Source organism: Chelatococcus composti, assembly GCF_014201415.1.
Classification (GTDB): Bacteria; Pseudomonadota; Alphaproteobacteria; order Rhizobiales; family Beijerinckiaceae; genus Chelatococcus_A; species Chelatococcus_A composti.
The window spans coordinates 153,607-178,823 of the sequence record NZ_JACHEH010000006.1 but is presented as its reverse complement, the minus strand read 5'-3'; the positions used below and the strand labels follow the sequence as shown (position 1 = coordinate 178,823).

The 25,217-nt window shown below is 70.5% G+C and carries 18 protein-coding genes and 1 tRNA gene; 10 read left to right on the top strand and 9 right to left on the bottom strand.

The annotated features are described in order from the left end of the window. The first annotated feature begins 58 nt into the window (after positions 1 to 58). From hemC to acs, 6 genes are all read left to right on the top strand, one after another. Positions 59 to 991 carry a hydroxymethylbilane synthase gene (gene hemC, locus HNQ73_RS14070; RefSeq protein WP_183335514.1) on the top strand — a complete coding sequence of 311 codons (933 nt, stop codon included), beginning with the start codon at positions 59 to 61 and terminating at the stop codon, positions 989 to 991. A 1-nt stretch (position 992) separates the two neighbouring features. Continuing rightward, the gene (locus tag HNQ73_RS14065) at positions 993 to 1,712 is read left to right on the top strand and encodes a uroporphyrinogen-III synthase (RefSeq protein ID WP_183335513.1); all 720 of its coding nucleotides are present in this window, start codon (positions 993 to 995) and stop codon (positions 1,710 to 1,712) included. Positions 1,713 to 1,826: 114 nt separating this feature from the next. Continuing rightward, positions 1,827 to 3,095: a COG4223 family protein gene (locus HNQ73_RS14060; RefSeq protein WP_183335512.1), complete on the top strand. Its 1,269-nt coding sequence runs from the start codon at positions 1,827 to 1,829 to the stop codon at positions 3,093 to 3,095. A gap of 10 nt (positions 3,096 to 3,105) precedes the next feature. Beyond that, positions 3,106 to 4,956 (top strand): heme biosynthesis protein HemY, encoded by a 1,851-nt coding sequence (locus HNQ73_RS14055; RefSeq protein WP_183335511.1) that lies wholly within the window; start codon positions 3,106 to 3,108, stop codon positions 4,954 to 4,956. Between the two features lie 97 nt (positions 4,957 to 5,053). Further along, positions 5,054 to 5,129: transfer RNA gene (locus HNQ73_RS14050), tRNA-Thr, on the top strand. Positions 5,130 to 5,400: 271 nt separating this feature from the next. Then, positions 5,401 to 7,350 carry an acetate--CoA ligase gene (gene acs, locus HNQ73_RS14045; RefSeq protein ID WP_183335510.1) on the top strand — a complete coding sequence of 650 codons (1,950 nt, stop codon included), beginning with the start codon at positions 5,401 to 5,403 and terminating at the stop codon, positions 7,348 to 7,350. Between the two features lie 64 nt (positions 7,351 to 7,414). On the opposite strand, the gene purH is transcribed toward acs, so the two are convergent. The 4 genes from purH to htpX form a co-directional block, all read right to left on the bottom strand. After that, positions 7,415 to 9,007 (bottom strand): bifunctional phosphoribosylaminoimidazolecarboxamide formyltransferase/IMP cyclohydrolase, encoded by a 1,593-nt coding sequence (gene purH, locus HNQ73_RS14040; RefSeq protein ID WP_183335509.1) that lies wholly within the window; start codon positions 9,005 to 9,007, stop codon positions 7,415 to 7,417. A 125-nt stretch (positions 9,008 to 9,132) separates the two neighbouring features. Then, positions 9,133 to 10,938: a heparinase II/III family protein gene (locus tag HNQ73_RS14035; protein ID WP_183335508.1), complete on the bottom strand. Its 1,806-nt coding sequence runs from the start codon at positions 10,936 to 10,938 to the stop codon at positions 9,133 to 9,135. A 108-nt stretch (positions 10,939 to 11,046) separates the two neighbouring features. Continuing rightward, the gene (locus HNQ73_RS14030; protein ID WP_183335507.1) at positions 11,047 to 12,330 is read right to left on the bottom strand and encodes an RsmB/NOP family class I SAM-dependent RNA methyltransferase; all 1,284 of its coding nucleotides are present in this window, start codon (positions 12,328 to 12,330) and stop codon (positions 11,047 to 11,049) included. A 72-nt stretch (positions 12,331 to 12,402) separates the two neighbouring features. Continuing rightward, positions 12,403 to 13,368 (bottom strand): zinc metalloprotease HtpX, encoded by a 966-nt coding sequence (htpX, locus tag HNQ73_RS14025; protein WP_183335506.1) that lies wholly within the window; start codon positions 13,366 to 13,368, stop codon positions 12,403 to 12,405. Positions 13,369 to 13,503: 135 nt separating this feature from the next. Between htpX and HNQ73_RS14020 the strand changes: the two genes are divergently transcribed. From HNQ73_RS14020 to HNQ73_RS14010, 3 genes are all read left to right on the top strand, one after another. Further along, a complete protein-coding gene (locus tag HNQ73_RS14020; RefSeq protein WP_183335505.1) occupies positions 13,504 to 13,740 on the top strand; it encodes a DUF1674 domain-containing protein in 237 nt (78 codons plus the stop codon). A 103-nt stretch (positions 13,741 to 13,843) separates the two neighbouring features. After that, positions 13,844 to 14,407 (top strand): thermonuclease family protein, encoded by a 564-nt coding sequence (locus HNQ73_RS14015; protein ID WP_244650212.1) that lies wholly within the window; start codon positions 13,844 to 13,846, stop codon positions 14,405 to 14,407. A 30-nt stretch (positions 14,408 to 14,437) separates the two neighbouring features. Next, a complete protein-coding gene (locus tag HNQ73_RS14010; RefSeq protein WP_183335504.1) occupies positions 14,438 to 15,757 on the top strand; it encodes an SAM-dependent methyltransferase in 1,320 nt (439 codons plus the stop codon). A gap of 31 nt (positions 15,758 to 15,788) precedes the next feature. Here HNQ73_RS14010 and HNQ73_RS14005 read toward each other — a convergent pair whose 3' ends face one another. From HNQ73_RS14005 to HNQ73_RS13990, 4 genes are all read right to left on the bottom strand, one after another. Continuing rightward, positions 15,789 to 16,289: a L,D-transpeptidase gene (locus tag HNQ73_RS14005; RefSeq protein ID WP_183335503.1), complete on the bottom strand. Its 501-nt coding sequence runs from the start codon at positions 16,287 to 16,289 to the stop codon at positions 15,789 to 15,791. A 120-nt stretch (positions 16,290 to 16,409) separates the two neighbouring features. Further along, positions 16,410 to 17,816: an MFS transporter gene (locus tag HNQ73_RS14000; protein WP_183335502.1), complete on the bottom strand. Its 1,407-nt coding sequence runs from the start codon at positions 17,814 to 17,816 to the stop codon at positions 16,410 to 16,412. Next, entirely contained in the window at positions 17,816 to 18,484 is a 669-nt protein-coding gene (gene bluB, locus HNQ73_RS13995) for a 5,6-dimethylbenzimidazole synthase (protein ID WP_183335501.1), read from the bottom strand. Before bluB ends, HNQ73_RS14000 begins: the two co-directional genes overlap by 1 nt. After that, positions 18,477 to 23,309: an NAD-glutamate dehydrogenase gene (locus tag HNQ73_RS13990; protein WP_183335614.1), complete on the bottom strand. Its 4,833-nt coding sequence runs from the start codon at positions 23,307 to 23,309 to the stop codon at positions 18,477 to 18,479. The genes bluB and HNQ73_RS13990 overlap by 8 nt, the downstream gene beginning before the upstream one ends. A 517-nt stretch (positions 23,310 to 23,826) precedes the next feature. On the opposite strand from HNQ73_RS13990, the gene HNQ73_RS13985 reads away from it, so the two are divergent. Next, on the top strand, positions 23,827 to 24,276 hold the full coding sequence (locus HNQ73_RS13985; RefSeq protein ID WP_183335500.1) for a DUF2794 domain-containing protein: 450 nt from the start codon (positions 23,827 to 23,829) through the stop codon (positions 24,274 to 24,276). A gap of 76 nt (positions 24,277 to 24,352) precedes the next feature. Here HNQ73_RS13985 and HNQ73_RS13980 read toward each other — a convergent pair whose 3' ends face one another. Further along, positions 24,353 to 25,138 (bottom strand): Bax inhibitor-1/YccA family protein, encoded by a 786-nt coding sequence (locus tag HNQ73_RS13980; RefSeq protein WP_183335499.1) that lies wholly within the window; start codon positions 25,136 to 25,138, stop codon positions 24,353 to 24,355. Positions 25,139 to 25,217: the final 79 nt, after the last annotated feature.

Below are 25,217 nucleotides of genomic sequence, written 5' to 3'. Positions count from 1 at the left end.
GACGCCGGCGCACGAATTGCCCCCGGCCTCGGCCACGCAAACGGAGTTGGATGGAACAATGACTGCATCGACCGGCGCCCCCGTCATCGGCACGCGTGGCAGCCCCCTGGCTCTCGCCCAGGCGCGGCAGGTGCAGGGGCTTCTCGCCGCGGCGCTCGGCTGCCCGGCCGAGGAGATCGCCCTTTCGGTCATCAAGACCACGGGCGACATGATCCAGGACAGGGCACTGTCCGAGGTCGGCGGCAAGGGCCTGTTCACGAAGGAGCTCGACAATGCGCTCCTCGACGGGCGCATTGCCCTCGCGGTCCACTCCGCCAAGGACCTGCCGACCGTTCTGCCCGACGGGCTCGTCATCGCCGGCTATCTGCCGCGTGAGGATGTGCGCGACGTGCTCATCTGCCGCGGCGACGCCCGCAGCATTGCCGAGCTGCCGCATGGGGCCGTGGTCGGCAGTGCCTCGCTGCGCCGGCAGGCACAGGTGAGGCGCCTGCGGCCCGACATCTCGGTCACCCTGCTGCGCGGCAATGTCGGCACGCGACTCGCCAAGGTGGAGAGCGGCGAGATCGACGCGACGCTCCTCGCCCTCGCGGGGCTGCGCCGGCTCGGCCTCGCCGACAGGGCCACCGTCCTGCTAGACACGGACGATTTCCTGCCCGCCATCGGCCAGGGCGCCATCGCCATCGTCACGCGCGCCGGCGATGTCGCCCTGCGCGAGACGCTGCGGCGCTTTACGGATCCGGCGACGGCGGTAGCGCTGGAGGCCGAGCGGGCCTTCCTGCGCATCCTCGACGGCTCGTGCCGCACCCCCATTGCCGGGCTGGCGCAGGTGGACGGTGCCAGCCTCTCCTTCCGCGGGATGCTGCTGGCGCCCGACGGCAGCGACTGGGTGGCCGTCGAACGCTCCGGGCCGATCGCCGACGCATTCGCCCTGGGGGAGGACGCGGGGCGCGAGGTGCTGGCCCGCGCCCGCCCGGCACTTCTGGGACGATAGCATGGTAGGCGTCCTCGTCCTGCGGCCGGAAGAAGCGGCGCGCCGGACGGCGCAGCGCCTGCGCGAGCGCGGCCATGATCCGGTCGTGGCGCCGCTCCTGACCATCCGGGCGACGGGCGAGGCCCGACCCGACGGCCCTTTCGACGGGGTCGTTGTCACCAGTCCCAATGCCTTCGAGGCCCTGGGGCCGGCGGATCTGGCGGCCGTTGTCGCGCTGCCCCTGCTCGCCGTTGGCGAGCGCACGGGCGAGGCAGCACGGAGGGCCGGGTTCACCGCCGTCACGGCAGCAGCCGGCGATCGCATCGCGCTCGCCGCGCTCGCCCCGTCCGTCTTCGTCGCTGGAGCACGACTTCTCCTCGTTCTCGGCCGCGATCACAAGCCCGATACCCCGTCGCTCCTGGAGGAGGCGGGCTTTATGGTTGTGCCCTGGATCGCCTACGCCGCAGAGGCGGAAGGCGCGCTGCCCGAGGCGGCGGTGGCGGCGCTGGGCAGGGGCGCCGTCTCGGTCGCACTGCATTATTCCCGCCGCAGCGCGGGCCTCGCGCTCAGCCTTGCCGAGCGGGCGGGCTGCGGCGAGGTCTTCCGCGCCCTGCGTCATCTCTGCCTGTCCGAGGATGTTGCCGCTCCGCTGCGGGCCGCCGGCGCGCGTGTGGTTGAGGCAGCGGCGGTGCCGCACGAGGATGCCCTTCTCGCCCTGTTGCCGGCAGACGGCGACAGCTGACACGCAGCTGCTGGGCTCGCCATGGGTGGGCGGCTGATGTTAAGAGCTTGAGGGTTCATCGCGGCCTGTCCGGGCGCGCCGGGCGGGGCCGAACGAAGATGGAGAGAGGTCTGCATGAGCGACGAGAAGCCGACGGACCCGACGCCCCGGAAGGCCCGGACGAAAGGGCGCGTTGCCCAGACGAGCGCGCGTGAAGCGGCCGAGACCCTCCCTCCGGTTCCCGCCGATGTCGCCGCCGCGGCCGCTCCGCAGGCGGCTGCCGCTGCCGATGCAGCGGGCGGCCCCGGGCAGCCGGACACACAGTCATCCCCTGTCGACGAGGCTCCGATGCCGGACGAGCCTGCCCGGAACGAGGACGCGCCCGCCTCCGCGCAGGCCGACGAGACGCCGCGTGCCGAGGAGGCGCAGCCGGCTACACCCCGGCAGGGCTTCCAGACCTCGCTTATCGTGGCGGCTGCCGTGGGCGGCGTCGTCGGTGCTGCCGCGGCCATGCTGCTGCCCGTGCTCGTGGGGCCGGCGAACGACACGGCGGCGCGCCTCGCCGTCGTCGAACGCAGCCTCGCCAACGTCGCCAGCCGCGAGGATCTGGAGGCGCTCGAGGCGCGCATGACCTCCGCCACGCGCCAGGACGACGGCCTGACGGCGCGCATCAACGGCCTCGCCAGCGAGATCGAGGCGCTGCGTTCCGCCGCGGGCACGTCCCCGGCTGAGCTTCGGGCGATCCGCGATGAGCTGAGCCGGCGCGTCGACGCGCTCGACGGTGCGGTGCGCAGCCTTGATCCGGACGCCGTTGGCAATATCACTCGCCAGCTCGCTGTGCTCGCCGGGCGGCTCGATGCCGCCGAGAAACAGATTGCCGCCGGCGCCGCCGAGCCGGTGGGCAACGCTGCGGGCCGGCTCGTGGTGGCCCAGTTGCTGCTGGATGCCGTCCGTTCAGGCCGGCCTTTCGAGAAGGAGATGGCGGCACTCCGGCATCTCGGCACACCGGCGGAGCTTCTGGCCCCGCTCGCACAGCAGGCGCGTGCCGGCCTGCCGACGGCCGAGAGCCTGCGCCCGGGGCTGCGCCAGGCCCTCGCCGAGGCGGCTGAGGCGCAACGCCGCGCGCGGCCCGAGGCGAGCCTCTGGGAGCGCCTCAGCGAGAGCGCCGCGAGCCTCGTGCGCGTGGAGCGCGTCGGTGGCGGTGACCAGCCGGCCGATGCCGTCGATGCGGCGCTCGCCCGCGGCGACGCGGTTGCGGCGCTCGCGGCGTGGGAGCGGCTGCCCCCTGCGGAGCAGCAGGCGACGCGGGACTGGGTCGCGGCCCTGAGGGCGCGCGTGGAGGCGGAACAGGCGGCGCTCGCGGTTCGTGACGCGGCCATCGACGCCTTTGGCGGCAACGAGTGAGGGCGCCGGCATGATTCGTGTTCTCGTCTTCCTCGTCTTTCTCGCCTTCGTCGCCCTCGGTGCCGCCTGGCTCGCCGACCATCCGGGCGAGGTGGTGCTGACCTGGCAGGACTATCGCATCAGCACGCCGCTCAGCGTCGCCGTGGCGGCGCTCGTCGCCGTGGTGACCGCGCTCATCATCGCCTGGAGCGTGGTGCGCTTCATCTTCAAGCTGCCGGACCTCGTCACCATCGCCTCGCGCGCCCGGCGGCGGGCACGGGGCTTTGCCGCCGTCTCGCGCGGCATGGTGGCCGTCGGCTCGGGCGACCCCGTGGCCGCGCGCCGCCACGCGGGCGACGCCGAGCGCCTGCTCGGCCGCGAGCCGCTGACGCTGCTCCTCAAGGCCCAGGCCGCCCAGATCTCCGGTGACCGGGCCGCGGCCGAAGCGGCCTTCAACGACATGCTCGAGGAACCAGAGACGCGGGTGCTCGGCCTGCGCGGCCTCTTCGTCGAGGCACGACGCAAGGGCGATCTCGTTGCGGCGCGCGCTCACGCCACCAAGGCGGTGGAGCTCGCGCCGAGCGTCGGCTGGGCCAACGAGGCGGTGCTCGAGTTCCAGTCCGCAGAACGCAACTGGCGCGGGGCGCTCAAGACGCTCGAGCGGCGCGCCGCGCTGCGGCTCATCGACCGGGCGGAGGCGCGCCGGCAGCGTGCCGTTCTGCTGACGGCCGACGCCATGGATCGGGCAGAGACGGAGCCCGAGGCGGCGCTCGCTGCCGTGCGCGAGGCCGTCAAGCTGGCGCCCGACCTGGTGCCCGCCGCGGTGCTGGCAGGCCGGCTGCTCGCCCGCGCCGGCAAGTACCGCAAGGCGGCGAAGATTCTCGAAGCGGCCTGGGTGCGCCTGCCGCATCCTGATATTGCCGCGGCCTATGTGGAGATGCGCTCCGGCGACTCGGCGCGTGACCGGCTCGCCCGCGCCGAGACGCTGGCCCGGCTTGCGCCGGATGCCGCCGAATCGCGCCTCATGCTGGCGAAGGCCGCGCTTGATGCCCGCGAGTTCGCCCGCGCCCGCGAGGCGCTCGCGCCACTTATCGCCGAGCGCCCGACGCTGCGCACCTGCGTGCTGATGGCCGATATCGAGGAGGCGGAGCACGGCGAGACAGGGGCGGTGCGTGCCTGGTTGGCTCGCGCCTCGCGCGCGCCGCGGGATCCCGCCTGGCTCGCCGACGGCGTCATCTCCGACACCTGGTCGCCGGTCTCGCCGGTCACCGGCCGGCTCGACGCCTTCGTCTGGGGCACGCCGAGCGAGCAGATCGCCCACCAGCACCGCGAGACGCAGGACGGGCACCAGTCCGACGAGGTTCTGGGCGATGGGGACGAGCGTCCTGTGGCCGAAGCGCTGCCCGAGATCGCCCCGCCGGTGAAGGATGAGCCCGCCGCAAAGCCTGCTGCGGCCCGGGGCGAGATCATCGAGACGCGTGCCGAGCCTGCGCCGGCGGCCGCGGCAGAACCCGCCGAGGAGCCCCGGATCCCGGCCGCGCCGGCTCCGGCGCCCACACCCGCTCCCGCGGCACCCGCACCCACTTCCGCACCTGCAGCCGAAGCTGCAGCCGCGCCTGCGAGGGCGGAGCCCGCACCGGCTCCGTCCCGGCCGGCCGAGAAGGCGCCGTTGCCGCCTCCGGCCATTCCGGTGCCGCAGTATGTGATGGAGGCGGCGAAGGGGCGGGGCCAGCGCGGTGAGCCGGCAGGGGGGGACGAATCCGCCTCCCGCCATCCCCGGCCGGCGAGCCCCGTCATCTTCCCCATCAGCCGGCCGCCGGACGATCCCGGCCCGGTGAGCGCAGAGGACGAGGGCGCTCCCGTGCGCCGCATCGTGACCTGATCGCGCCGTTCTGCACAGGTGTCGCGCCGCGATCCGCGTCGAATCGCGGGGAAGCACTTGCCAAGCCAGGGCGATTGAGGCTAGAAGGCGCGCGCGTGCCGCGGTAGCTCAGCTGGTAGAGCAACGCATTCGTAATGCGTGGGTCGGGGGTTCGAATCCCTTCCGCGGCACCATTCTCTCTCCGGGCCGGCCGCCAGCGCGCCGGCTTTTTGCGTTTCCGGGCCCGGTGCGGAGCCTGCCGCGAGGCAGAAGGCCACAGGATGCCTCAATCCAATGTCGAAGAGACGAAAGTGTGACCCCGTCGCGCCTTGCCGCTGCCGGTTGCGCTTCGCATAATGCCGCCCGATCGATGATATCCGCCGTCGTCCGCCCGGATGGCGTGGCGGATGATGCGTTTGGACCGGCGCCAGCAGAAGGGCCCGGCCGAGGTTTCGGGAGGACGTCATGCAGGAGAAGATCTACGAGGTGCCGGCCGACTGGGCGAAGCGCGCCTACGTGGATGAGGCCCGTTACAAGGAGATGTACGAGGCCTCGATTCGGGATCCCGAAGCGTTCTGGGGTGAGCACGGCCGACGCATCGACTGGTTCACGCCCTACCAGAAGGTCAAGAACGTCTCCTACGCGCCAGGGGCGGTGTCTATCCGCTGGTTCGAGGACGGTGTCACCAACGTCGCCTACAACTGCATCGACCGGCATCTGGAGAAGCGCGGCGACCAGACGGCGATCATCTGGGAAGGGGACGATCCGTCCGAGTCCCGCTACATCACCTATCGCGAGCTGCACGACGAGGTCTGCCGCTTCGCCAACGTGCTGCGCAACCGCGGCGTCGGCAAGGGTGACCGCGTCACCATCTACATGCCGATGATCCCCGAGGCTGCCTTCGCCATGCTGGCCTGCGCGCGCCTCGGCGCCATCCACTCGGTCGTCTTCGGCGGCTTCTCGCCCGATTCGCTCGCCGGCCGCATCGAGGACTGCGCCTCCAGGGTCGTGATTACGGCGGACGAGGGTGTGCGCGGCGGCCGCAAGGTGCCGCTCAAGGCCAATGTCGACGCGGCCATCGCCAAGACCGGCGGTGTCGACCACGTCATCGTCGTGCGCCGCACGGGCGCGGACGTCGCCATGGAGCCGGGCCGCGACGTCTGGTACCACGAAGCGGCCGCGATGGTGACGACCGACTGCCCCTGCGAGCCGATGGGGGCGGAGGATCCGCTTTTCATCCTCTACACGTCCGGCTCCACCGGCAAGCCGAAGGGCGTGCTGCACACCACGGGCGGCTATCTCGTCTATGCGTCGATGACGCACCAGTACGTCTTCGACTATCACGACGGCGACATCTTCTGGTGCACGGCTGACGTGGGCTGGGTGACGGGCCACAGCTACATTGTCTACGGGCCGCTCGCCAATGGTGCCACGACGCTCATGTTCGAGGGCGTGCCGAACTACCCGGACAACTCGCGCTTCTGGCGGGTGGTCGACAAGCACAAGGTCAACATCTTCTACACGGCGCCCACCGCCATCCGCGCCCTGATGCAGGCTGGCGACGAGCCGGTGAAGAAGACCTCGCGCGCCTCGCTGCGCCTTCTCGGCTCGGTCGGCGAGCCGATCAACCCGGAGGCGTGGGAGTGGTATCACCGTGTGGTCGGTGACGGGCGCTGCCCCATCGTCGACACCTGGTGGCAGACGGAGACCGGTGGCATTCTCATCTCGCCGCTGCCCGGGGCCACGGCGCTGAAGCCCGGCTCGGCCACCCGTCCGTTCTTCGGCGTGAAGCCCGAGATCGTCGACGCCGAGGGCAAGGTGCTCGAGGGCGCGGCGGAGGGCAACCTTTGCATCGCCGACTCCTGGCCGGGCCAGATGCGCACGGTCTACGGCGACCACCAGCGCTTCATGGACACCTATTTCTCGACCTATCCCGGCAAGTACTTCACCGGTGACGGCTGCCGGCGCGACGCCGACGGCTACTACTGGATCACGGGCCGCGTCGACGACGTCATCAACGTCTCCGGACACCGCATGGGTACCGCCGAGGTCGAGTCGGCGCTCGTGGCCCATCCCAAGGTGTCGGAGGCGGCGGTCGTCGGCTATCCGCACGATATCAAGGGCCAGGGCATCTACGCCTATGTGACGCTGATGGCCGGCGTGGAGCCGACGGAGGAGCTGCGCAAGGAGCTCGTTCAGTGGGTGCGCAAGGAGATCGGCCCCATCGCCTCGCCCGATCTCATCCAGTTCGCGCCGAACCTGCCCAAGACCCGCTCGGGCAAGATCATGCGGCGCATCCTGCGCAAGATCGCCGAGGACGAGTTCTCCAACCTCGGCGACACCTCGACGCTGGCGGACCCGTCCGTTGTCGACGATCTCATCAACAATCGTCAGAACCGGCGTGTTCCGGCATAAGGCCGCTCTACCGGCGGCATTCGTCGCAGCCTCTCCCCGCTGCCGGGGAGAGGCTTTTTCGTGGTCAGTGCCGGAAGTGGCGGTGGCCGGTGAAGACCATGGCGAGGCCGGCCTCGTCGGCGGCCTTGATCACCTCGTCGTCGCGCATGGAACCTCCGGGCTGGATCACGGCGGTGGCGCCGGCCTCGGCTGCCGCAAGGAGGCCATCGGCGAAGGGGAAGAAGGCGTCGGAAGCGACGACTGACCCCTTGGCCAGGGACTCGGGCAGCCCGGCCATCTTCGCCGCCTCGGCCGCCTTCCAGGCCGCGATGCGCGAGGAATCGACGCGGCTCATCTGGCCGGCGCCGATACCGACCGTCGCGCCGTTGCGGGCGTAGACGATGGCGTTCGACTTGACGTGCTTGGCGACGCGGAAGGCGAACTTGAGGTCGGCCAGCTCCTCAGCCGTCGGTGCGCGCTGCGTCACCACCTTGAGGCTCATGTCGTCAACGACGGCATTGTCACGCGCCTGGGCGAGGAAGCCGCCGGCGACGGTGCGCAGGGCGAGCCCCGGCGCCCGCGGATCGGGCAGGCCGCCCGTGACGAGCAGGCGCAGGTTCTTCTTCGCCGCGACGATGGCGATGGCCTCCTCCGTCGCGTCCGGCGCGATGATCACCTCGGTGAAGATCTCGACGATCTTCCTTGCGGCCTCCGCATCGAGCGTGCGGTTGAGGGCGACGATGCCGCCGAATGCCGAGACCGGATCGCAGGCGAGCGCCTTCTCGTAGGCTTCCAGAAGCGTCGCTCCCTCCGCGACGCCGCAGGGGTTGGCGTGCTTGACGATGACGACGGCGGCGGTGCGCGCCGGGTCGAACTCCGCCACGCATTCGAAGGCGGCGTCCGTGTCGTTGATGTTGTTGTAGGAGAGCTGCTTGCCCTGGAGCTGGCGCGCCGTGGCGACGCCCGGGCGCACGTCCGGCGTCCGGTAAAAGGCGGCCCACTGGTGCGGGTTCTCGCCGTAGCGCATAGGCTCGGCCAGAGCGCCCCCGAGGGCGCGGAATGCGGGGGTCGTCTCGCCGAGCTGGCCGGCGAGCCAGTTGGAGATGGCGGCGTCGTAGGCGGCAGTGCGCGCATAGGCCTTCTGGGCGAGGCGCCGGCGCAGCGCCAGCGTGGTGCCGCCGTCGTGCGCCTCGAGGTCGGCGAGCACGGCAGCATAGTCGGCAGGCTCCACGACCACGGCGACATCGTCGTGGTTCTTGGCCGCGGCGCGGATCATCGCGGGGCCGCCGATGTCGATGTTCTCGATGCAGTCGTCAAAGGCGGCACCCTTCGCAACCGTGGCCTCGAAGGGGTAGAGGTTGACGACCAGCAGGTCGATGGGGCTGATGCCGTGGGCCAGCATGGCCGCCTGATGCTCGGGATTGTCGCGGATGGCGAGCAGGCCGCCGTGAACTGCCGGGTGCAGCGTTTTGACGCGGCCGTCCATCATCTCGGGAAAGCCCGTCACGTCGGAGACATCGGCCACGGTGAGGCCGGCGTCGACGAGCGCCTTGCGCGTGCCCCCGGTCGACACGAGGGCGATGCCCCGGGCCGCGAGCGCGGCAGCGAATTCGACGAGGCCCGTCTTGTCGGAGACGGACAGGAGGGCGCGGGTGACGCGCCTGACTTTGCTCGGCATTACGCGATGTCCTCAGGCAAACTGGCTCATGGCAGCCGGCCGCAGAGCACTGTGCCGGCGCCGTCGCCCCGGCGCTTAGCACGAAAGGGCCGCGGACAAAACGCGCGATGCGGGGAAGATGCGCCTCAGACGTTCTCGAGGGGCAGCGTCCCCTCGTCCGTCCGGGCAGCGGAGCGTCTCGAGCCCATGCTGTTGTGGCGGCCGATGCGCTGGAAGGACCAGCGAACCGCGTGCGTGTCCGCCGCATCGACGGAGAGGACGATCTGCTCGGTGCGGCGCGTGCCGTCGGGGGCGGCGAAGAACACGCTCTCCTCGATGGCGAGCGGCACCTGCTCGGCCTCGAAGGTCCAGGCCTCGCCGTCCGGCAGTAGCAGCATGACGGCCTGTCCGCTCTGCAGGCGGCTGGCGCGCACCGACGGGTGGAGATGGAAGCGGATGGCGACGTCCGTCATGCCCGGCGTCGGATCTATGAGGATGAAGATGTCCTCGCCCGTGAGCTGCTCACCGTTGGCGGAAAGGCGCCAGCGCCGCTCGTGCACGATGCCGAAGCGCCGCACGTAGCCGTCATGCGACGCCACGAGGATGATGTCACCGTTCTCGGTCTTGCGCGACACCTGCACGTCCTGCGGGCCGGACAGGATGGGCGCGCCGATCCACCGGCCGAGGCGGCTGCCGAGCGACAGATCGTCGCCTGCCCCGGCGAAGTGGCAGGAGGAGGCGTCGTGCACCGTCGCCGTCGAATGGGCGGCGGTGGAGCGCGTGGCCACCGGCACCTGCCCCGTGCCGCGCGGCGCGCCGCAATTGACGACGATGCGGCTGGCGCCGGCCGTCAGCTCGAAGGAGAGGCAGCCCGCATGGGCCTCGCCCGAGAAGGCCGCGGGCGGCGGGCGCCCCGTGTCGGCAATGACCACCGTGTGGCCGGCCTGAAGCCGTTCGTAGCCGCTGTGCGGCGCATGCTCCATGCCCTGGGCGCGGGCATCGTCGTAGACGAGCAGCGTCGCGATGAGATCCGGCGCGGTGCCGCCCATGCCGTTGAACAGCGCGATGGAGCCGTCGCCGTGCCGGAAGAGACGCAGCATCGGCATCATGCGGTCAATGGCGCGCAGGAGCGGGGCCGGCGGCTCGACGCTGCGGGCCGCATAGGTCTGGCGCAGCGGCAGCAGGTCAGTCAGCAGATCGATGAGGACGCGCGGATTGCGGCTGATGTGCCCCCCGTCGGGCAGAATCTGGCGCGACAGCTCCTCGGCCAGCGTGCGGCTGGCGCTGCGCTGCAGGCGCGAATAGCCGTCGAGGCACAGGCCCGCATAGGCGAGTGCGATGGCGGCCGTCAGCCGCTCCTGTCCCCGCGCACCGCCGGCGAGCGCCCGTTGCAGCTGGGCGACCGCACGGCCGAGTGCCTTCATCAGCCGGCGGTAGAAGGCGTGGTCTGCCCCTTCCAGCAGCAGCGGCGACTGGGTGAGGAAGGCGATGAGCCGGCGGGCGACGATGGCGGGCTCGGCTGCAAGTCCGCGCCGGTCGTGGCCGCCGGCGAGAAAATCGTCGACGAGGGCACGCGCGTTCGCCCGTGCCAGGGCCGAATCGGCCGCCCGCAGGTGGCGCAGCCAGCCGAAGCTGTAGAGCTGCTCGGCCCACGCCCGGCTTGGCGGCTCGGCGTCGAAGGGAGAGCGGCCCTGGGCCTGCACGACGCGGCCGGCGAAGGTGAAATAGCCGGCATAGATGTCGCCCGCCACCGTCGGGTCGGTGGTGCGCAGATCCTGCGGAGCAATGATGAGGCGGCCGGGCGTCTGCCGGCCGATGGGCTGCAGCAGGGCACGCAGGGAGCCGGCGGCGACGCTGCGGGCACGCCGAGCAAGCTCGCCGAGGGCAAGTCCCATGAGCCGCCACCGATCGGCGCTTTCGGCCACGATTGCTCCCGCCTTGTCCGCGTGCATCGTTTGCGCTTCCGTCAACACTTAGCCCACACAAATTACTGCAGGATGGTTAACGTTTCGGTTCCACGCCCGCGGGGGCCCTTAACCGTACCTGCGATGCCTTCGCTTTCACGAGGCGCGGACGAGACGGGCAGCGAAGAAGCCGTCCAGGCCGGACAGGCGCGGCTCGGCACCGGGTAGGGCATGCGGCAGGGTGCGCAGGTCGCCATCGGCCGTAACGAACTGGGAGAGCCCACCGATCTCGTCGGCGGTGACAGGCTGGCGCGAGAAATCGCCGTGGCGGGCGAGGAACGTCGCGATCTGCTGCTCACCCTCTTCCGGCTCCAGCGAGCAGGTGCAGTAGACGAGCCGCCCGCCGGGGCGCACGAGGCCTGCCGCCTTGTCGAGGAGCTGCGTCTGGAGCTGAGCGAGCGAGGCAATGTCCTGCGGACGCTTCGTCCAGGCGACATCGGGGCGGCGGCGCAGGGTGCCGGTGGCCGAGCACGGCGCGTCGAGCAGCACGGCATCGGCTGGGGGAAGGTCGAGCTCGAGCACGTCGGCGGCCAGTGTCTCAACGGCAAGCGACAGGCGACGCATGTTCTCGGCCAGCCGTTCCAGGCGTTCGGGCGAGCGGTCGACGGCGATCACCGAAGCGCCAGCGGCGGCAAGCTGCGCCGTCTTGCCGCCGGGCGCCGCGCACAGGTCGAGGATGCGCTCGCCTGCGCGGGGGCCGACGAGGCGCGCGGGCAGGGCCGCGGCTGCATCCTGCACCCACCATGCCCCTTCGGCGTAGCCCGGCAGGTCGGGCACCGGCACGCGCTGCGGCAGGCGCAGCGAACCGGTGGGCAGGATGTGCGCGCCGAGCCTCTCCGCCCAGCCGGCAAGGTCCTCCTTCACCGAAATGTCGACGGCCGCCTCCTGGCGGTTGGCGGTGGCTATGGCATCAGCGATCGCCTCGCCATAGGCCGCTGCCCAGCGCCGGTGCAGCCAGTCGGGCGTGTCGACGCGCGGCGCCTCGCCGGCCGCCAGGATGTCGGCCCGGGCAACCGCCAGGCGGCGCAGCACGGCGTTGACGAGCTTGGCGTAGGGGAAGGCCCGCCGGTCCGCCCGCGTCTGGCGCACGGCAAGATCGACTGCGGCATGGTCCGGCACATCGAGGAAGAGGAGCTGCGCCGCACCGGCGAGGAGGATCGCCTCGAGCCCCCCGGCGTTGCGCGGCAGGCCCCGTTCGAGGAAGCGCTTCAGCCCGAGCCGGATCGTGCCGAGGCGCCGCAGGGCGACAGTGGCAATGGCGCGGGCCAGTGCCCGGTCGCGCGGGCCGGCTTCCGGGTGGCGCGCCGCGAGCCGCTCCAGCGTCTCGTCGAGCGGCGCTTGCTGGTGCAGCACCGCATCGAGGGCCTCGACGGCGAGCATGCGTGCGGCGAGGCCCGCCGGCGGGGCGGGCCTCGTGCGCGCGCTACGGTGATGACGGGCGGGTTTCAGGGCTCAGCCCCAGGGTCCGCGGGGCCGCTGGCCGCCGCTCCAGGGGCCGCCCCACGGGCCACGCGGCGCCTCCCGCCCCATCGGGGCTGACGCGCGCGTGAAGCCGCCGGCAGGCCCGATGCCCATGCGGCGGGCCAGGTCGGTGAGGGCGGCGATGCGGTTCTCTGTCGCCGGGTGGGTCGAGAACAGGTTGTCCATGTTGCGGCCGCTGAGCGGGTTGACGATGAAGAGCGGCGCCGTTGCCGGGTGGCTCTCGGCGCTCTCGTTGGGAATGCGCTCGACGCCCCGGGCGATCTTGTCGAGCGCACTCGCCAGCCAGAGCGGGTTGCCGCAGATCTCGGCGCCGATTCGATCCGCTTCATACTCGCGCGAGCGGCTGATGGCCATCTGAATGATCATCGCGGCGATGGGCGCGAGCACGACGAGCAGGAGCGTGCCGATGACGCCGGCGCCGTTGTTGTTCTCCCGGTTGCCGCCGCCGAAGAACATGCCGAACTGGGCGAGGGTCGAGATGGCGCCGGCGATGGTCGCTGTGATGGTCATCGTCAGCGTGTCGTGATTCTTGATGTGCGCCAGCTCGTGCGCCATCACGCCCGCCAACTCCTCGTAGCTCAGCGTGCGCAGGATGCCCGTCGTCGCCGCCACGGCAGCGTTCTGCGGGTTACGGCCGGTGGCGAAGGCGTTGGGCTGGGGATTGTCGATGATGTAGACGCGCGGCATCGGCAGGCCGGCGCGCTGGCTCAGCTCCCGCACCATGCGCACGAGCTCCGGCGCCGTGCGCTCGTCGACCTCCTGCGCGCCGTGGGCGGCGAGCGCCAGGCGGTCGGAATTCCAGTAGGCGAAGAGGTTCATCGCTGCGGCAAGGCCGAGCGCGACCAGCATGCCGCTCGTGCCGCCGATGAGGAAACCGACGACGCCGAACAGCGCCGTGAGCGCCGCCAGCAGCAGGCCGGTTTTCAGATAGTTCATTCCATCCTCCGTCGGGCACGGGCGCTGCCGATTCGCCCGTGCCAATTGCCGATTTCCGCCTATATGTGGGGGGAGGGCAGCCGGCGCCGCAAGAGGACGCGGCAGGCGCTGCCGCGATTGCCTGGAGGATTTGCCATGGAGACGAGCAAGGCGGCCGCAGACCCGGCAGGCGACACCCCGCCAGGGGCCGCGCCCGGCAAGACGCTCAGTCCGGCGGCGCGCCGGGCGCTCGAGGAGGCGGCGGCGCGCCGGGCCGAAATCGACGCCCGCACGCGCGAACTGACGCGCCAGCGCGAGATCAATGGCTGCGACGGGCCGGAGCCCGTCCGCTACAGTGACTGGGAGCGCAAGGGCATCGCCAGCGACTTCTGACGGCTGGCGTACCGTGGCCCCCTGCTGCATCAAGTAGCGGTGACGAGCGGCCTATATAAAGGACAATATTCTCATACGGACCGCGGTAGGTTATAAGAAGGGGATGAGATGCCCATCGCTCCTTCCCCTTCTTGCCTTCGCGGCCGGTATCGGCGCTGCCTCATTCGCCGGGCACGGCCCGGCCGAAACCGTGGTCGCCGAGACGGCTCGGATGGTGCACCGGCCGGCCGGCGCCATGCCGGGCAGTTTCGCGGCGGGGGTTCTGCGCGTCGTCGACGGTGACACGCTCGAGGCGCGCGTCGCGGTCTGGCCGGGGCAGGAGATCGTGACCCTGGTACGCCTTGCCGGTGTCGACGCTCCCGAGCTGGACGGCCGATGCGCGGCGGAGAGGCGGGCGGCCGCGGCGGCGCGCGAGGCGCTGTCACGCCTTGTCGGCAACGGCGCCGTCGTCCTTTCCGAGGTCCGGCCCGACAAGTATTTCGGCCGCGTGGTCGCCCGGGTTGCCGGCGCCGACGGGCGGGATTTCGGACAGGTTCTCGGAGAAGCCGGTCATGTGCGGCCCTACGAGGGAGGCCGCCGCCTGTCCTGGTGCGAGGCCGGGCCCGTTGCCGCGGGAAAGGCCGCACCGGCGCGGAAGCATGATTCACTTTCCGCGCAAAGGCTATAACGTGCGCCCATACGAACGAAGAGGGACGGCATGGCGACGCACGAGGCTGAAGGAGTGGACAAGCGGCTCGAGGCCGCGCGGCGGCTGTTGCGGCACGTCGGCGATCGGCTGGGGGCCGACCTGTCGGTGAGGCTGTGGAACGGCGAGACGATTCCGCTCGGGCCGAAGGCCAACGGCGACCTCGTCTTCTCCATCGCGGCGCCGGAGGTCGTGACGCGCCTCCTGCGCTCGCCCCGGCTGACGACGCTCGTCGAGCTGCTGGCGGCGGGCGACATCGACCTGCACGGCGGCACGCTCCTCGATGTCGCGGCGCGCCGCGGCGAGGCCAACACCAAGGGCCTGCTGAAGCGGCTCGACAAGGGGCTGCTGGCGCGCAGCCTGCTGCCCTTCCTCTTCGGCCCGGCGCGGCAGCCGGCCCGGAGCTACGCCTACCAGGGGGCGCAGATCGACAAGGATTCGGCCGGGCGCGACAACAAGGCCCTCGTGCAGTTCCACTACGACCTGTCGAACGCCTTCTACGGGCTCTTCCTCGATCCCGAGATGCAATATTCCTGCGCCTATTTCCCGCGCTGGGACGCCAGCCTTGAGGAGGCGCAGAAGGCCAAGCTCGACATGATCTGCCGCAAGCTGAGGCTGAAGGAGGGCGAGCGCTTCCTCGACATCGGCTGCGGCTGGGGCGGACTCGTCTGCCACGCGGCGCAGCACTATGGCGTCACGGCCCACGGCGTCACGCTGAGCGAGGCGCAGCTCGCCTTCGCCAGGGAGAAGATCGCCCGCCTCGGGCTCCAGGACCGGGTGACGGTGGAGCTGAAGGACTACCGCGAGCTCACCGGCACCTTCGACAAGATCGCCTCCATCGGCATGTTCGAGCACGTCGGGCTCGACAACCACGGGGCCTATTTCACCAAGATGCGCGAGCTGCTGCGCCCGCGCGGCCTGCTCCTCAACCACGCCATCACGCGCCCGGCCAAGAAGTCCGCCCGCGCCTTCCGCAAGAAGCGGCCGGAATATGCGGCCATCGTCAACTACATCTTCCCGGGCTCGGAGCTGGACCATATCGGCGGCACGGTCACGAGCCTCGAGCGCTACGGCTTCGAGGTGCACGACGTTGAGGCCTGGCGCGAGCACTATGCCCGCACGACGCAGCTGTGGTGCGAGCGCCTCTATGCCAACCGCGAGGCGGCCGAGCGCGAGGTGGGGCCGGCCAAGACGCGGCTGTGGCTGCTCTATCTCGCCGGTGTCTCACTGGGCTTCGAGCGTGGCACCATCGGCATCTTCCAGACGCTCGCCTCGCGCCGCGCCAAGGGCCCCTCAGGCCTGCCACCGACGCGCGAGGACCTCTACCGCTAGGCCGTGCGGGCGCCCGTCCGGGGCGGGCCGCTCAGGGCACAACGACCACCGGCGTGCCCACGCGCACGCGCTCGAAAAGGTTGATGACGTCGGCGTTGTGCATGCGGATGCAGCCATAGGAGGCGAAGCGGCCGATGGAGTCGGGCCGGTTGGTGCCGTGAATGGCATATTCGTCGAGGGCCAGGGTCAGGGCCCGCTCGCCCATCGGGTTCTCCGGCACACCCCCGGGAATGACATCCGGCAGGTGGGGGTTGTCGCGCTTGACCTCGGCTGGCGGAGACCAGGCCGGCCGCACGTACTTGCCGTCGATGTGGGTGATGCCGTGCCACTGCTTGCCCGGCTTGCCGACGGCGACGGGATAGCGCAGTGCCACGCCCTCGCCGGCGACAAAGTAGAGCCGGCGCTCCTTGGTGCGTACCACCACCGTTCCCGGCGCATAGCCGGGGAAGGAAACGATCTCTCGGCTCTCGGCCGGCGCCGCCAGAAGGGCGAGCGCCAGCGAGGCCACGCCTGCGGCAAGGCCAGTCTTCATCGTCGCCACCCTGTTCGTCTGTTGCGAACGTTGGCGGCGATTGAACAGTCGGCCCGGTGAATGGCTCCTTGCAAGGGGCGGTGGCCGTCCGCCCTTTCGGTGGCGAGGGTGAACGGCCGGTTACGAAGCGGGTCGCGTGCGGACCCCGGCGAGGATCGCGGCACCCGTGCCGAAGAAGAGGACGAGCACGGCAAGCCCCGCCGTCTGGGTGCCGCTTGCCTGCGTGGCGATGGCCACCATGGTCGGCGCGAGGAAGGACGTGACCTTGCCGGACAGCGCGAAGAGGCCGAAGAACTCGCCGGCGCGGCCCTCAGGCGCCAGGCGCACGAGAAGGCTGCGCGAGGCCGCCTGCATCGGGCCTGCGACGAGGCCGATGAGCAGCCCGAGGCCGAGATAGACCTGCTCCGGCAGGCTGGCGTAGAGCCCGTCGCCGGGCTGCGGCGGCTCCACCGGCACGACGAAGAGGATGCGGTCGCTCGACAGGGACAGGATGCCGATGCAGCAGGCGATGAGGATGCCGAGGGCGCCGAGGATGACGGGCTTGGAGCCGACGGCGTCGTCGAGCCGCCCGCCGACGAAGGCGCCGATGGTGCCGGTGATGGTGAGCAGGATGCCGAAGACGCCGATCTCGATGGTGCCCCAGCCGAAAACGCCGGCTGCATAGATGCCGCCGAAGGCAAAGAGCGCCACGAGCCCGTCCTGGTAGACCATGTTGGCGAGAAGAAAGCGCATCACCGGGCCGTGCCGCCGCGCATGGGCGATCGTGCCGAGGAGGGTGCGCACGCCCCGCCCGGCCGCCTCGCGCAGCGAGGCGCCCGTCGCCGGCACGTCCGGCGTCAGCAGGAACATGGGCATGACGAAGACAAGGAACCACAGCCCCGTCAGGGGCCCCGCCGCCCGGTCGCCGGCGGAGGTGGCGGCGTCAAGGCCGAAAAGGGGGACAAAGCCCATGAGCGTGCGGCCCGTCTCCGGGCTCGCGGAGAGGAAGCCGAGCGTGATCACGAGCGAGATGAGGCCGCCGACATAGCCGGTGGCCCAGCCGGTTCCCGACAGGCGCCCGAGCCGCTCCGGCGGCACGAGGCGCGGCATCATGGAATTGTTGAAGACCGTGGCGAACTCCGCCCCGATGGTGCCGATGGCGAAGGCGACGAGGGCGAGCGGAACGGCGAAGGATGCGCCGGGCACGGCCCACCACAGGGCAGCGCTGGCGAGCGCCATGGCGGCGCCGAAGCAGGCGATCCAGGGCTTCTTCGGCCCGCTCGCATCGGCAATCGCCCCGAGCACGGGGGAGGCAACCGCGATGACGAGGCCGGCGAGCCCCGTCGCATAGCCCCACAGCGCCTGCCCCTCGGCCGGGCTGGCGGTGAGACGTGCCGCGAAGAAGGGCGCGAAGACGAAGGTCGTGATCAGCGTGAAGAAGGGCTGGCACGCCCAGTCGAAGAAGAGCCAGGCGACGACGGCTCGCCGGGGCGGATAGCTCCCGGCGATGCCCGCCTCGGGCGATGCTTCGGTCGTCACGGCTGTCATCAGCGCTCCAGGATGATGCGGTCGGGCGCCAGCCGGTCCTGCCAGCCGTGACGCACGAGCTCGGGGTCGAGGTGCTCCTCGCAAGGATAGCCGACGCACAGATAGCCGATGAAGCGCCAGCCGGCCGGCACGTCGAGCGCCGCCGTCAGGGCAGTGGGATCGAGGATGGAGATCCAGCCGACGCCGAGCCCCGCCGCCCGTGCCGCGAGCCAGAAGGTGTGGATGGCCGTGACGACCGAATAGCGCAGCGTCTCCGGCATGGTGCGCCGGCCGAGACCGTGGCCGGTGTCCGCCTCCTCGTCACAGAAGGCTGCGATGTGCACCGGCGCCTCGGAGAGGCCCTCCAGCTTCAGCCGGGCATAGAGCTGCGCCCGCTCGCCCGCGTAGGCGCGCAGCGCCTCGGTGTTGCAGCGCTCGAAATTGGCGCGCACGGCTGCCCGCCGGGTCGGGTCGTCGACAAGCACGAAGCGCCAGGGCTGCGCGTTGCCGACGGACGGAGCCTTTGCAGCGAGCGCGAGCAGGTCGAGGATCACCTGTCTGTCGACCGGATTGCGCAGGAAGCGACGCACATCTCGCCGCCAGGCGATAAGCTCTGCCAGGCGGGTGCGAAAGGCCGCGTTGAACACCGGCGGCACGGGGCCGCCGGTGCTGTGAGCCGTTTCAGCCACGGGCAAGATCACCGAGCAGGCTGGCTGCCACTGTCAGCTTCGACAGGGTCAGACCGGAGGCGACGATCGTCTCGACGGTGGTGCGGATGCGCGTGACCTCGCTGCCGCGACGCTCCGCCCAGGCCTCCACGGCCTGGGGACCGGCACCATCGGCGACGATCTCCGCCGTCAGGCGGCGGTGGGCATCGGACAGACCGTCGATGGCCCGGTCGAGCGCGAGGCGGTCGTAGTAGTCGGCCACCTTGATCTGCCGCCCCTGCGCGGCGAGGGCACCGAGCCGGAAAAGGCCCTCCACCGCGAAATGGGTGGCGGCCACGTCGCGCACCGGTCGGCCGGCGAGTGTGGCCACCCGCACAATATCCGGGCCTTCCGCCAGCACTGGCAGGGCGGCAAGACGCTCTGCCAGCTCTTCCGGCACCCCCTGGGACACGAGCGTGCGGGCGCGCTCTGCGAGACTCTCGCGCGCCGCGGGCGGCAGGATCGTGTCGAGATGGGCCGCGATCTCCGCAAGCCCGTCGCGGTAGCGCGCGACGACCGCCTCGAGATCCCCGCCGGCGAGGTTGACGTTGCGGATGAACCAGGCGAGCTGGTCGAGCAGGAGATCCTGCAGCTCGCCGTAGAGCCCCAGCTGCAGCGCGCCGCTGATCTTGCCGTCCAGCGCGTCGATGGCGGCGTTGAGCTCGGTGAGCCCGAAGGCATCACGCGTTGCTGCATAGGCCATGGCGATCGCCGGTGCGTCAGCGCCCGTCTGGTCGGCAAGCTTGGTGACGATGGTCGGCCCGCCGCGGTTGACGATGGCGTTGGCGAGCTGCGTGGCGATGATCTCGCGCCGCAGGCGGTGGCCTTCCACCGCGTCGGGGAAGCGCTCGCGCACCGGTGCCGGCATGTAGCGGGCAAGCTCCTGGGCGAGATAGGGCTCGTCCGGCACGGTGCTTTCGAGCAGCGCGTCGTGCAGGGCGAGCTTGGCATAGGCGAGGAGCACGGCAAGTTCCGGCCGCGTCAGGCCCTCGCCGCGCTGCTCGCGCTCGGCGAGCGTCGCATCGTCCGGCAGGTTCTCCACCGTTCTGTCGAGCCGGCCCTGCTGCTCGAGCACCTGCATCAGGCGGCGGGCGAAGCCGATCTCGTTCGCCCCGTGCCGTTCGGCCAGCGAGAGGGCGAGCGTCTGCAGATAGTTGTTGCGCAGCACGAGCGCTGCGACGTCGTCGGTCATCGCGGCCAGCAGGGCGTTGCGCTCCTCGCGCGTCAGGCGGCCGTCACGCTCCGGCTGGCTGAGGGCAATCTTGATGTTGACCTCGACGTCGGACGTGTTGACGCCGGCGGAGTTGTCGATGGCGTCGGTATTGATCCGCACGCCGCGCCGCGCCGCCTCGATACGCCCGCGCTGGGTGCAGCCGAGATTGGCGCCCTCGCCGACCACGCGGGCGCGGATCTCGGCGCCGGTGATGCGGATGGCATCGTTGGCACGGTCGCCCACGTCCTCGTTGTCCTCGTCCTGCGCCCGCACGTAGGTGCCGATGCCGCCGAACCAGAGCAGGTCGACGTTGGCCTTGAGAATGGCGTTCATCACCTCGCTCGGCGTTGCTGTCTCCTTGTCAAGGTCGAGGAGCGCGCGCATCTGCGGCGAGAGCGGGATGGCCTTGAGCGAGCGGGAGAAGACGCCGCCGCCCTGCGAGATCAGGCTCCTGTCATAGTCCTGCCAGCTCGAGCGTGGCAGCTCGAACAGTCGCTTGCGCTCGGCCCAGGAGGACTGCGGATCGGGATCAGGGTCGATGAAGATGTCGCGGTGGTCGAAGGCAGCGACGAGCTTGATGGCCTTCGACAGCAGCATGCCGTTGCCGAAGACGTCGCCCGACATGTCGCCGACGCCGACAACCCGCACCGGCTCGCGCTGGATGTCGATGTCCATCTCGCGGAAGTGGCGCTTGACCGCCTCCCAGGCACCGCGGGCGGTGATGCCCATGCCCTTGTGGTCGTAGCCGTTGCTGCCGCCGGAGGCGAAGGCGTCGCCCAGCCAGTGGCCGTGCGCTTCCGAGAGGCTGTTGGCGATGTCGGAGAAGGTGGCCGTGCCCTTGTCCGCGGCAACGACGAGATAGGGGTCGTCACCGTCGTGGCGCACCGTGTCTGCCGGGGGCACGACGGTCTCGCCGTCGAGGTTGTCGGTGAGGTCGAGCAGGGTGCCGACAAAGATCTTGTAGGCCTCGGTGCCTTCCGCCAGCCACGCCTGCCGGTCGGTCGGCGGCGGCAGGCGCTTGGGCACGAAGCCGCCCTTGGCGCCGACGGGCACGATGACGGCGTTCTTCACCTGCTGCGCCTTGACGAGACCCAGCACCTCGGTGCGGAAGTCCTGCGGCCGGTCCGACCAGCGCAGGCCGCCGCGCGCCACCTTGCCGAAGCGCAGATGCACACCTTCCACCCGCGGGCTGTAGACGAAGATCTCGTAGAGCGGGCGCGGCAGCGGCAGGCCGTCGACGCGCGCGCATTCGAACTTGAAGGCGATGGTGTCGCGCGGCTGCCCGTCCGGCCCGAGCTGGAAGAAGTTGGTACGCACGGCCGCTTCCATCAGGTTAACGAAGCGGCGCAGGATGCGGTCGTCGTCAAGGCTCGAGACGGCGGCCAGCATCTCCTCGATGGCGGCCCGCTCGGCGGCGCAGCGCTCGGTGCGCGTCGCATCGTCGTCGCGCGGGTCGAAGCGGGCGTAGAACAGGCGGATGAGGGCGAGCGCGATCTGCGGCTGGCGGGTGAGCGCCGCGGCGATGTAGTCCTGGTTGTAGGGCACGCCGATCTGCTGCATGTAGCGGCCGAAGGCGCGCAGCATCGCCACGTCCCGCCAGTTGGCACCGGCTTCCAGCACGAGGGCATTGAAGCCGTCCGATTCGGCCGCATCGCGGAAGACGGCCATGAGCGCCGCCTCCAGCGGACGGCGCAGGGCCTCGATGTCGATGGGCCCGCCGGCGCTGCGCTCCAGCGCCATATCGTGCAGCCACACCTGCGCACTCTTGGGCTCACCTTCCGGCTGCACCCGATAGGTGCGCTCGTTGACGACGCGGAAACCGAAGCGCTCCAGCATCGGCACGCGCTCGGACAGCGGCATGGCGGCGCCGCGGGCGAAGACCTTGAGGTTGGCCCGCTCCTCGCCGTCGCCCTCGCGCCGGTAGAGGTCCACGGCACGCGGCCGCCGGTCGGACAGGCGTTCGAGGATGGCGATGTCCTTGAGCACAGCCTCGCCGGAGAAGGCCTCGCGGTAGGCCGCGCTGAAGGCATCCGCATAGCGCTGGGCCGCGACGCGCGCCTTGTAGCCGCCGACGCTGTCCTCCAGTGCGCTGCGCAGGGCATCGGCCCAGGTGCGCACGATGTTCGAGATGCCGGCCTCCAGGGTCTCCCGGCTCACCTCCGGCGTCTTCCCCTCGTCGCGGCCGATGATGTAGTGCGTGCGCGCCAGCGGGCCTTCGGGATAACTCGGATAGGCCGCCGACACGCGGCCCTGGTAGATCTCGGCGAGGAACTGGCCCACGCGCCGGCGCACGGAGGTATCGTAGCGGTCCTTGGGAATGAAGACGAGGACGGAGACGAAGCGGTCGAACTCGTCGAGCCGGGCGAGTGCGCGCACGCGCGGCCGCTCGGTCAGGTGCAGGATGTCGAGCGAGAAGCGGTAGAGCGTCTCGATATCGACCTGAAAGAGCTCGTCGCGCGGATAGTCCTCGAGCACATGCAGGAGCGCGCGGCCGGAATAGCTCGCCGGGTCGAAGCCCGCGCGCTGGATGACCTGCGCCACCTTGTGCCGCAGATACGGGATGGCGCGCGTGGAGCCGGTGTAGGCATTGGCGGTAAAGAGCCCGACGATGCGCAGCTCGCCGGCGAGTTCGCCCTCCTCCGAGAACAGCTTGACGCCGATGTAGTCAAGGTGCGCCCGGCGATGCACCCGGCTCTTGACGTTGGCCTTGGTGATGATGAGCGCCACGGGTCGGGCGAGGAAGGCCGTGATCTCGGGGCTCATGACGACGAGCTCGCGCCCGCGGCGCAGCACGCGCACGTCCGGATCGCGCAGGATGCCAAGGCCGGTGCCCTCGATCGGGGCAGAGCCCGGGGCGTCGCCGCCGGCGAAGCGGTACTCGCGCACGCCGAGGATGGTGAAATTGTCCGCTGCAATCCACTCAAGGAAGCGGATCGCCTCCGCAACTTCCTCGGCCGGCAGGGGCGGCGGGTTGATCTTGTAGGCCTCGGCGGCGCCGGCGAGACGGCCGCGCATGGCGCTCCAGTCGCGCACCGCGCGCTCGACGTCCGTATAGACCGCCTCGAGCCCCTGGGTAAGCCGGAGGCGCGCGGCCTCGTCGTCGATGCGCGGCAGGTGGATGTGGATGAGGCTCTCGCGCCGCGCGCCGCGCGGGGCTCCTGCCGCGGCCTCGCCGGCGAAGCGCAGGAAGGTGCCGTCTTCCGCCCGCTCGACGGCGAGGATCGGATGGGTGACGAGAGAGGGCTCGTATCCCTGATCGACGATCTCGGCGAGCGTCGAATCGAGAAGGAACGGCATGTTGTCGTTGATGACCTCGACCACGGTGATGTCGCGGCGGCGACCGTCGCGCTCGATCTCGTGGTCGATAAGGCGCACGTCGTGGCGGCCCGCCGGGCGCGGCTCCGTCAGGTGGCGGTAGGACGCGACCGCAAGGGCAGCGAGGCTTGCGACGGGGTAGCCGGCGAGATCCTCGAGGGCAGCGCGCCCGATGAGGAGATCGACGAAGCCGGGAGGCAGGACCTCCCCCATCGAATCAAGCGCGTCGTCGATGGCTTTGACCAGTTCGGCCCGTTGGTCGGCCGCAGCGAGCTCCATCATCGTCCTCCCGACAGAGTCGAAGCTGATCTTCCTTAGATCATGTCGGGGACAAATGCAGCCTCACGAGCCATCCGCCTGGCGCCGGAAGTCGCTGCACAGGCAATTGCCGCAAGAAGGATGCGGGGAAGGGCCGGCGCGTCGAATTGCCTCAGCTGCGGCGTCACCCCGGAAGCGTAAAGAAATAGGGCCGGTGCGGGGACACCGGCCCTAGTTACTCTTACACGGAACCGAGTGGTCCGGCGTCTCGTCCGCCCCGGGGGGCTGGGGGGCTGACTAGATCCAGGACAGCGAGCGCCGGACCATCGAGGCAACGTCGCATTTATCGCCCGGCAGTGGGGCGTCTCATTGACCGCTATGCGGCCAAATTGTGGTTTTTCTTTCAGATTTGTCTCGATCGCCCGTTCCGGCCCGGCCAGCCGTGGCGATGAGGCTTGCGCCCGCAGAGCTGCGGTCGCATCATGACGCATGCGGAGGCCGCCAGCGCGCTGCGCCTTCGCCAAGCCGGACGGAGGCCATGAGCGAAACGGAGACGAGCGAGCCCTCTTCCGATCGCTTTCGCCTCGGGGGCGGAGCGGCCATCGTGCCCTTCCCCTCCCGGCGAAAGGGCGAGGAGCCGTCCGAGGCCCACGGCCACCAGAGCAGCCCGCCCGTGCCGCGCGGGGCCAATGTCGTCTCCTTCGACGCCCGCGAGCTCAGGGAAATTCTCAATGTCTATGGGCGCATGGTGGCGCTCGGTGAGTGGCGCGACTACGCGCTCGACTTCATGAAGGACAGGGCCGTCTTCTCCGTCTTCCGCCGCACGAGCGAGGTGCCGCTCTACCGGATCGAGAAGGATCCGCGCCTGGCACGCCGCCAGGGCGCCTACAGCGTCGTCTCTGCGTCGGGCCGCATCCTGAAGCGCGGCCACGATCTCGCGCGCGTGTTGCAGGTTCTCGACAAGCCCGTGCGACTGGTGGCGCGCTGAGAGAGCGCCTCTTCGGCGCGCGCAAAAGTAAAGCCCCGGTGGAGAGCCGGGGCTTCGTTCCTCAAGGCTGCCGGGCTTACTCGCGCGACTGGCCGAAGAGCTGCAGCAACATGACGAACATGTTGATGAAGTCGAGATAGAGCATCAGCGCGCCGAGGATCGACTTGCGCGCGGCGACGTCGCCAGCGTCGAGCTCGTAGTACATCTCCTTGATGCGCTGCGTGTCCCAGGCGGTCAGACCGGCGAAGATAAGCACGCCCACCACCGACACGGCGAACTGCAGGGCGCTGGACTGCAGGAAGAGGTTGACCAGCATGGCGATGATGAGACCGAAGAGGCCCATCACCAGGAAGGAACCCATCGCCGTCAGGTCCTTCCTCGTCGTGTAGCCGTAGAGGCTCAACGCGCCGAAGGCCGCCGCCGTGATGAAGAACACGCGCACGATCGATGCGCCCGTGTAGACGAGGAAGATCGACGACAGCGACAGGCCGACGAGCGCCGCGTAGACGAGGAAGAGAGCCCGCGCCGCGCCCGGCTGCATGCTGGCGATGCGGAAACTCAGGAAGAACACGGCCGCCAGCGGCGCCAGCATCACCACCCACTTCAGCGGGCTGGCGAAGAGCGCGTAGCCGAACGGCGTCAGCATCATGCCGCCGCGCAGCTGCGCCTCGGCTGCCGACGGGTCGTTCGTCACGGCGAGCATGAAGGTGCCCAGGGCGGCGAGGCCGGTGATGGCGAGGCCCAGCACCATGTGGTTGTAAACGCCCAGCATGAAAGCCCGCAGACCCTGGTCGAGCTCTGCGGTCCCGGCCCGGGCGACACCTGTGCCGTAGGCATAGGTGTTGCGGTTCAGATCGGACATTTTTCCCTCTCGAAAGCTGATCACGCGACGGCACGGCACGGGGCCGCACTCCGGTCAAAATATGGGCTGAACTGCCTCG